The 9,602-nt window shown below is 38.6% G+C and carries 7 protein-coding genes; 1 reads left to right on the forward strand and 6 read right to left on the reverse strand.

The window, feature by feature from the left end:
* Positions 1–34: 34 nt before the first annotated feature.
* Complete coding sequence (locus tag GQR55_RS06745) at positions 35–508, forward strand: hotdog fold domain-containing protein (protein ID WP_166419973.1); 474 nt, start codon at positions 35–37, stop codon at positions 506–508.
* 3 nt (positions 509–511) lie between these two features.
* Here the strand turns inward: GQR55_RS06745 and GQR55_RS06750 are convergent, their stop codons facing one another.
* The 6 genes from GQR55_RS06750 to GQR55_RS06775 form a co-directional block, all read right to left on the reverse strand.
* The gene (locus GQR55_RS06750) at positions 512–1,003 is read right to left on the reverse strand and encodes a polymer-forming cytoskeletal protein (protein WP_166419974.1); all 492 of its coding nucleotides are present in this window, start codon (positions 1,001–1,003) and stop codon (positions 512–514) included.
* Positions 993–2,156: a M23 family metallopeptidase gene (locus GQR55_RS06755; RefSeq protein ID WP_166419975.1), complete on the reverse strand. Its 1,164-nt coding sequence runs from the start codon at positions 2,154–2,156 to the stop codon at positions 993–995. The genes GQR55_RS06750 and GQR55_RS06755 overlap by 11 nt, the downstream gene beginning before the upstream one ends.
* Positions 2,157–2,299: 143 nt before the next feature.
* Positions 2,300–3,613: a fumarylacetoacetase gene (gene fahA, locus GQR55_RS06760; protein ID WP_166419976.1), complete on the reverse strand. Its 1,314-nt coding sequence runs from the start codon at positions 3,611–3,613 to the stop codon at positions 2,300–2,302.
* 136 nt (positions 3,614–3,749) lie between these two features.
* Complete coding sequence (hppD, locus tag GQR55_RS06765) at positions 3,750–4,796, reverse strand: 4-hydroxyphenylpyruvate dioxygenase (protein WP_024589439.1); 1,047 nt, start codon at positions 4,794–4,796, stop codon at positions 3,750–3,752.
* Positions 4,797–5,100: 304 nt separating this feature from the next.
* Positions 5,101–7,848 (reverse strand): metallophosphoesterase, encoded by a 2,748-nt coding sequence (locus GQR55_RS06770; protein ID WP_166419977.1) that lies wholly within the window; start codon positions 7,846–7,848, stop codon positions 5,101–5,103.
* A 145-nt stretch (positions 7,849–7,993) separates the two neighbouring features.
* The gene (locus GQR55_RS06775) at positions 7,994–9,487 is read right to left on the reverse strand and encodes a peptide MFS transporter (protein WP_166419978.1); all 1,494 of its coding nucleotides are present in this window, start codon (positions 9,485–9,487) and stop codon (positions 7,994–7,996) included.
* Positions 9,488–9,602 lie beyond the last annotated feature (115 nt).

The following is a 9,602-nucleotide window of genomic DNA, read 5'->3' on the forward strand; positions in this document are numbered from 1 at the left end:
TTGAAAAAAGTAACTGTTGATGGAAAAAATAATAATGAGTAATAAATCTGCACTTGTAAAAACATGGCATAAATTTAAGCGCCTACCTTTTGGGAATTGGCTTTTTACTAAAGCTGTTTGTTTTAAAGCGCCATACTTTGGCTCTATGAAGCCTTACGTACTTGACCTTCGAGAAGGGCATTGTAGCGCAGTGGTTAAAAATCGTCGTAGCGTTCATAACCATATTGGAACTATTCATGCTATTGCGCAGTGTAACTTAGCGGAGTTGTGTGCGGGCGTAATGGTTGATGCAACAGTACCAGTTAAAACCCATCGTTGGATCCCAAAAGGGATGACTGTTCGCTACTTAGCAAAAGTAGATACTGATGTGACTGCAATTGCGGAAATTGATTTACCGCATAAGTGGATTGATAAAGAAGATTTAGTAGTACCGGTTAAACTTTATAATACCCGCAATGAACTTGTTTTCACTGCAGATATTACTATGTACATTACTGAGAAAAAGTAGCGCTTAACTTGATTTAGTTTTATCAGCGGCTTGTTTATTTACAAACGATAAGTCGCTGCCATCTTCTTTCAATAACGCTTTAACTTCTTTTTCGGGCTTAAGTTCTTTCGAAATTAGCTCCGGTTCTTCTTTTTCAAAGCGTTGCTTTAAGCTGCCTTCAATGATTGCGCCTGCATCAATACTCAAGGTATCGTGAAATACATCGCCATGAACATGCGCACCACTTTGTACTTTTACTTCACTGGCATTAATTGAGCCAATAACTTTGCCTTTAACAATGACGCTTTTAGCTTCAACAATACCTTCAACAACACCCGTTGATCCAATAACTAAATGTTGTACTTTTATGTCGCCATCAATTTGGCCATCAAGCTGCACTTCGCCTTGGCTAACTAAAGTGCCAGTAAGGCGTACGTCTTGTGAAATAATTGACGGTGTGTGATTTACTCTTTTTAGATTAGAGCTCACTGTTTTTTGTTTTTTTCTACCAAACACGAGAAAGCGCCTTTGTTATTTTTAGAGGGTTGACTTGTTTACCGTTAAGTAATACTTCGTAGTGTAAATGAGTGCCTGTGCTTCTGCCTGTGCTGCCCATTAAACCAATTATGTCGTGTTTAGTGATCAGCTGACCTTTTTTTACTTTAATTTTATTTAAGTGTCCAAACCGTGTCACTAAGCCATTTTTATGTTCAAGCTCGATAAAGTTACCATAACCACCATTACGACCTGCACGAAGCACTACAGCGTCTGCTGGGGCAAATATTTCGGTTTTATGCCAACCAGCTAAATCAATTCCTTTATGAAAGGCATGATTGCTATTCATTGGATCTTTTCTGAGGCCGAAGTTGCTCGAAATATAATATTTAGCTTTAGCCAAAGGTAGGGTATTTGGCAGCTCAGTTAAAAAGTTTTCTAAATTATTTAATATTAATAACTTATCAACGATAGCTAAAAAGTGACTTGGTATTTTTGTTTCGTTAAAGGTATCAAGTGGTCCACCTTGTGCGTTTGTTTGGGCGCTTAATATTAAATGTTGCTCAAGCGCTGATTCAATTCCTGCGCCTTTGACCATAGCTAAAATAGCTTGGTGACGTTCGCTAATCTGGTTATCTAAAAAGTTAAAGCTTTGTTCATAATGCTTATCCAAATTAGTAATTCTTGCTGCGAATGTGATTGGAGTTATTAACTGAGCCTGTTTATCTTTTAGATTTTCATCGACTAATGGTTCGTGAAATTCATTACTGTTTTCATTGATTGGTACGTCAAGTTCTGTATCAAGCTTAATGACATCTTTGCTAATTGAAGCGGGAAGGGATTCTATCATGCTTTGCAGTAGTGCCTGCTTTTGTTCAAGGACTGCAAGTTGTTCTAGCTGCGTTGCTTGGAGAGCTTGCTGTTCACTGACTTTTTGTTGCCAAAGTGTTTGCTCGTTTATTTGACTTTGTTCTATGTCAGAAATTTTATTTGTTTGTGTGTAAACACGAAAGCTAGAAATACTCAGCCAAGTGAAAGTGACTAAAATAAGCAATGCTACAAGAAGTTGAAACCAAGAGGCTAAAACAACATGCTTAACTTCGCCATTTTGACGAATAAGTAGCTGTCGAGCTGGGAAAAATTTATGATAAAAAGACTTTATAAATACTGACATGGCATATAAACACTGGCTATTAACCGAATTAAGATAGCAATTTGAGTTAAAAAAGCTAGAAAAAAATTGTAACCGTTCAAAAATTAATAAAAAAGGGCTGCTTTTAACAAGCGGCCCTTTTATATTTAATTTATGGAAATGTATTATTTTGTAGGCAGTACTGTGCTCTCTACTGAGCCAAAACCTATACGTACATAACCTTCTTTTTCACACCAGCCACGCATAATAACGTTATCGCCATCTTCTAAAAAGCTACGTTGTTCGCCATTGCTTAACGTGATTTTTTCTTTGCCGCCACGAGAAAGCTCAAGTAAAGAGCCTGCTTCTTCGTGCGTTGGACCAGACTGAGTGCCTGAGCCTAACATGTCACCTGGCATAAAGTTACAGCCATTTACTGTGTGGTGAGTAACCATTTGTGCCACAGTCCAGTAAGAGTGCTTAAAGCTAGATGTTGATACGCGTGTAGGGTTGTGGCCTTCGCTGCGCATTTTTTGCGTTTGAATCTTCACATCCATTTGAATATCAAAAGCCCCTTGTTCACGGTTAGCATTTGATTCTAGATAGTCCATTGGTTGTGGATCGTTCTCATCACGTGTCCAGCTTGTTCTATAAGGTGCTAACGCTTCGGTTGTAACAATCCAAGGTGATACAGTTGAGGCAAAGTTTTTAGCTAAAAATGGACCAAGCGGTTGGTATTCCCATGCTTGTAAATCGCGTGCTGACCAATCGTTAAATACACAAAAGCCAAATACGTGGTTCTCTGCATTTTCAATCGCAATAGCATCGCCCAGTGCATTACCTTTACCTAAGTAAATACCTACTTCTAGCTCGTAATCAAGGCGCTTACACGGACCAAACGACGGTACTTCTGCATCTGGCGCTTTAGTTTGACCTTTAGGGCGATGAAATGTTTGACCCGATACGTCAATTGAAGAAGAGCGACCATGATAACCAATAGGTACCCACTTATAGTTAGGCAGTAATGGGTTATCAGGGCGAAATAAACTGCCCACGGCGGTTGCATGGTAAATAGAGGTGTAAAAGTCGGTGTAATCACCGATGCGACAAGGTAGTGAAAACTCTATATCAGATTGTGCAACAAGTGTATCGCTAAGCGCTTGTTGGTGCTCAGAGCCTGCTCGTAGTGCTTTTGAAAGCGCTAAACGAAGTGCTGACCAATACTGCTCCCCTAAACCCATAAATGTATTTAGGGTTGCTTCACTTGCTGCATCAGCGGCTGTTTTTGCGTCACCTTTTAAAACGTTTAATTTGCTCAGTTTTGCTAAATCAATTACTTGGTCGCCAATTGCAACACCACCACGAAAGGCCTCATCAGACCCTTTACGACGAAACTCTGCAAACGGTAAGTTTTGAATAGGGAAGTCACAATTATCAACATTAGCTGACTCTACCCAGCTGGTTAAATTAATATCATGGGTTTCGTTAATTAGGCTCATTACATTTCCTTTGGATTTTACTGTATGGCGACAAGGTATAGTTTATTTAATCATACTTGTACTCAACGCAATACTTTTTAAATATTAAAACGACAAAAAGCAGCGAAGTTCGCTGCTTTTAATTTACTCAAATATTTTATAAAACGCCGCGACGCTCTTGGTCGCGTTCGATTGATTCAAATAATGCTTGGAAGTTACCTTCGCCAAAGCCACCATCATCAACGCGTTGGATCATTTCTATAAAGATTGGACCGAATAAGTTTTTAGAGAAAATTTGTAATAAGTAACAATTTTCACTTTGGCTATCTACGAGTATCTGATGCTGACGAATTTTTTCTTTGTCTTCTGCAACCCAAGGTACACGGTCAAAAATAGTGTCGTAGTACTCTGGAATAATATCCAAAGTAGCGATTGTTGATTTATCAAGCTTATCAAGAGAGCTTACTAAATCATCTGTTAAAAATGCTAAATGTTGAACGCCTGGGCCGTTGTATTCGCCAAGGTATTCGTCAATTTGGTTGTTATCGTTACCTTTACCTTCGTTTATTGGAATAGAGAAGGTGCCACAAGGTGATTTTAGTGCATACGAAATAAGCGCTGTTTTTTGACCTTTAATGTCAAAGTAGCGTACTTCTGTAAAACCAAATACGTCTTTATAAAAGTTAGCCCATTTTTCCATGGTGCCTTTATAAACGTTATTAGTTAAATGATCGATTCGGATAAAGCCTTTATCTTCTACAACATTTTGCGTTTCTAAATCTTCAAAATCACTTTCGTAAATAGTGCCTTTGTCGCCAAAATTTTCAATAAAGTAAATTAGGCTGTCGCCAATGCCATAAATTGCAGGGTAAGGCATGTTTTTATGTGTTGAATCAGTGGCTGGTTTTGCACCACGCTCTACTGCAGTTTCAAATGCTTTTTGCGCATTCTCAACACGCCAACCCATTGAACAAATAGCAGGACCATGGCTTTTAGCAAATTCGGCAGAAAAACCTTCACGCTCGTTATTCAGTAAAAAATGAATATCGTTTTGGTTGTAATAAACAATGTCTTTACCTTTGAATTTTTTAAGCTTAGAGAAGCCAAAATCAGTAAATACTTTATCCATATAATCAGCATCAGGTGTTGCGTATTCGGTAAATTCAATACCGACTAAACCTAAATAGTTATTTACTTCACTCATCATTATTACTCCCGCAATTAAGCACTGCGATTATGTGTTGTTGTCATATTGCAGTAGATAATTAACCAGATTTTTGATTTGGGGAAGAGGGGAGCGCTATTTAGTAAATGTGGTATGTGTAAATTTAATAGGACGGTTATTATAAAGTTACGCGTTTGTAATACAGTTAAGTGAAATGAAGAAATATACCATAGGATTGAATGGTGAGTTTTAATTCTTAATTTGTTGTTTTTAAATGATAAAAAGGAGGTTTGATCTGCGTTAAACCTCCTTTTACAATGAACAAGCTAAAGCCTACTTGTATTTAATTGTTTACACTTTGAGAGGCGTTACCAAAGAACTTGTTTCGCTGCTCTATCCATAAATTAGTTTTTATTGCTGGAGCTGCTTTGTAGTGACGTTCAATCGTTTGATTTAACACTCGCGTTGGCTGTTCAAAGGTTAATTTTTGTTGTGCAGCGCCCATACTTTTAATTTCATCTCTGGTCATGGCACGGCCAGCATAGAGTAATGCATTTAAATAACCTGGTCGGGTTTCGTAGTTATTATCTGTAAATAACAGGATTGTTTTATCAAGTGCCCATCGACGGTTTATCTCGCCTTCCTCTTTAACACCTGCTAGTTCACCATCTACGTATATTTCAAATACACCATTTGTTGGTGCGGCATAAAATACAAATGCAATACGATGCCAATCACCTGGCTCAGTATCGCCAAAGTAGCCACTGCTGCTGGTTGCTTCACCATACCCACCGTCTGGGCTTGCAAATATATCAGCGTCATCTGTATCGTAGTTTTCGGTATCGGCTTGGATTATCGCGCGGTAAATATCGTTTGTTTCTAATGGCCAGTTTATATCCATAACTATTGTGTAGTCTGACACTAATCCGTCATTTTTAAAGTCTCCATTTGCAGCTGTATTTAACGTAATTAATAAGCCTTCTGTTGGAGAATGACGAGTAAAAGCCATTACACCAGAAGGACCATCAGTTAAATCGGCAATATTAAGATCAGTGGTTGTCTCATAGCGTGTATCTTCTGGGCCCCAACCGTCATTTTCTGGGTCAAAGTAGCTTAAAACAGATGGACCTGAGTCTGGAATTAGTGGGTTTGTTGGATCGTCAAAGTTCCAAGTTGTTATATTTGCAACATCTTGGCAAGCATTAAGCTGTGTGTCTGTATCAAGGTGAAGACATTGCGTTGTTCTAAAGCGTGCGTATTGATCAAGTAGCCACCATGCTTCGGCAATTGGCTTTACATCATTAAAAGTAACACTGCTAAAAAATAAATCTGGATTAAGTGCCGCACCTTTAAATAAAGCGACATTATAATTTGTCGTTACTTGAATATCTTCTGGCTTTAACACAAACCAATCGGGTTGGCTGGCAATCATTGTGTTTAAATCAGTGCCTGTAACGGTTACTTGATACAGTGAATTAAAGCCAGGTGTGTTTGAAGGCTGTCTTTCAACATAAAATGCTTTGTGAAAATCTTCTTGTGTAACAGTCCCTGGCGTCCATCTTTTTTGCACAAGCTCAGGGTTGAGCAGTGCTGCATTAATTGAGCTTGAATGTTTAGTTGCAAGTGCAGTAATACCCGCAACTTCAAAGTCACTTGGATAGTTTTCTGAAATGGCAATTTCTGTATCTGCATCGGGTGCGTAACGTCCCATTATTTCATCGATGGCTAGCTTGGTTTCTTCGTCGGGCTCTATAGATGATCGTGTATCTACATGTTGATTATTGTAACGACTTAGTGTTTTATTGGCAGTATTAAAGATCAAGTTTAAATCGGTGACACCGCGTGCATAAAAATCTGGTTGAATGATTAAAGCGTTATTATCAAGCTCTATAAAATCCTCACCACCATGAGTATGCCCACCAAGTACTAAGTCTATACCCAGTACATTAGTTGCTATCTCAACATCAGTTCCTTTGCCCAAGTGGCTTAGCATAATCATGTAATCAACGTCATCACTGTATTGGCTTACAATACTTTGTGCGATTTGTTGCCATTTCCAACTCATTTTAAATTGTTTTATAAAGTCAGGAATAGGGTCGTTTTCAATTGGTTCGTCAAGCTCATCCCATGGTACCGACGTCATCCCAAACACACCTAATGTTATGCAACCAACCTGTACCTTAGCAAAGTCGACACCACCAAAATTCTGACTGTTTTCTCCCTCAAAGCGGGTATTACTGGCAAGTACAATGGCATTATCGTCTTGTGAAAATTCAAGTAGTTTTTCAGGGCCCCACGCATAGTCATGGTTCCCTAAAACACGTAAATCAAAAGCCATTAGCTTTACGGTTTCATCAGAGGCTAACCCTTGTGATATTTGCTCTGCTACAGTTCCTTTTTCGTAGTCATCGCCACCATCGGTGAATAATGTATGCGGTGATTCGCTTAGCGCTTTTTTATAATAAGCCTTAATGCGACTAAAATATTGTTCTTGATACCCAAAGCGAGAATGCATGTCGGCAACGTGCACAAACCTTACAGATTGCTCTGTTGCATTAGCATCACATGTTGGGCCAACATCAGAAAACGCCACCGTACGTTGCATTTCTATTGCATAGCTACCTAGTTGGTTTACTTGTGCACTAACAAAGCCTTGCGATACAGTTGAATTAGTAATGCTTGACCAAGAGTCTCCGCTTAAACGAGCAATAGTTAATTGGCCGCCTAATATGTAGTCGTCAGGTATTTTTATAGTGACAGTCATTGGGCTAGAAAGTTGAAGTGTATCTGGGGTAAGCGTATGTATATCTGAAATGATATTTTTTGCTTGATTACTCTCATCAAGAACTAATTTTTCGTAGGTTATTTCAGTATCGCTAGCCACTATTTCGCCAGGAGCATTGATAGCAAAGTTACCTTCATCTAATGACGTTTGTAAGCCATTAGCATTGGTAATAATTAAACCGCTAGGTTCGGGTTCTACAGGGTCATTTGGATTTACTGTAACTTGATCATCACCGCCACCACAGGCAGATAAAAAAATAAGGAGAAATACTATTAGAGTGGCACGTGATAACGTTAATAAATGCATATACTGCTGTCCCTGAGTCTATTCAATAATCAATCAGGGCATAATATCAGTTAACGAGAGTGGGGCAAAGTTGAATAAAAAATTCCCCCATAGACGCTATGGAGGAATGTTTAGGTTATGTTGTTATATTTAAAATAAACAACAATTAAGAGACTTTCTCTTCTAACCCTTGTTTTTCCCATACTTTAGCTTTAAAAGTCATTAGGACTAAAACAACACCAACACCAATGCTAAATAATGCAATTTGTAAGTATAAGTTAGGAATTTCATCAACATTGTTCGGATCGAAATTACCAGCAAGTAAGCCTGCAATAATATTACCGATTGAGTAAGTTAATACAAACACACCCATCATTTGACCAGTGTAACGTTTAGGCGATAACTTACTTACCGCACTTAATGCTACAGGGCTTAAACAAAGCTCACCCACAGTATGTAAAAAGTACGTAGTAACAAGCCAGTAAGGCGCTACTTTTAAGCCTTCAGCTGCGTAATGAGCCGCCATAAACATAACTAAAAAGCCTGATGCCATGATAATTAAACCAATTGCACACTTAACGCTATAGCTAGGTGACACTAGGCTTTTAGATAAGTTAATCCAAAGCGCTGCAAAAAATGGCGATAAAGCAATAATAAATAGTGAATTTAATGATTGAAACCACGTTGTAGGGATTTCAAAAGTACCAATAAGACGGTCAGTATAGTCGCGAGCAAACAAGTTTAATGATGAACCCGCTTGTTCAAAGCCAGACCAAAAACATGCAGATGCAATACATACTAAAAATAGTGCCCACATTCTTTGTTTTTCAGCATCTGTTAATTTACCTGTAAAGTAAATAACACCAAAATAAACAAAAAAGATAATCGTGAATACAACAGCAACATAGCCTGCAACCACTGTTGGGTTGATTACAATTGCGCCGGTCATTGCAGCCGTAGTAACTGCAGCTGCAGCAATTATAAATACAGCAATACCACCCCAGGCGCGAGAAGTGCCTTTAGGACCTAATGGATTAGCTGGTAAAGCGCTGTGCTCAGGTAAATTACTAAGTGAGCGTTTATACTGCACCAAACCAATAGCCATACCAACAGCTGCTGCACCAAACGCCCAGTGCCAACCTACGTTTTCCATAAAGTAACCACAAACGTAGTAACCAATTAAAGAACCTAAGTTAATACCCATGTAGTAAATAGCGTAACCGCCATCACGACGCTCATCAGCATCACTGTATAGTTGGCCGACCATTGCGCTGATATTTGGTTTTAGTAAACCAGTACCTGTTGCTACAAATATTAAGCCAATGAAGAAAGAATAATCATGTGGAATAGCCAAAATAATATGACCAATCATAATGATTATACCGCCATACCATACTGCTTTTTGACCACCAAACAATCTATCTGCTAGCCAGCCACCTGGTAAACCTAAAAAGTATACCGCACCTGTGTATAAACCATAAATTGCAGCAGCTGAGGCAACAGTAAAGGCTAAACCTTCTTCTTGTAAGCTTGCTGTCATGAATAATACGAGCATAGCTCGCATACCGTAATAACTCATTCGTTCCCACATTTCAGTGAAGAACAATGTTGAAAGTCCTTTAGGGTGGCCAAACCAGCCACTATCTGGAGCTGAACTCATATTTACTTCCTAACTTTAAGTATTGTTATGATGGCCTTATAATTTTTTGCTTTAGCTATTTTAGAATTTGTAACCACTAAAATGCTCGACCATCAGTATATTATTTGTAGCTAAG

Source organism: Pseudoalteromonas sp. Z1A8, from assembly GCF_011378855.1.
Taxonomy (GTDB): domain Bacteria; phylum Pseudomonadota; class Gammaproteobacteria; order Enterobacterales; family Alteromonadaceae; genus Pseudoalteromonas.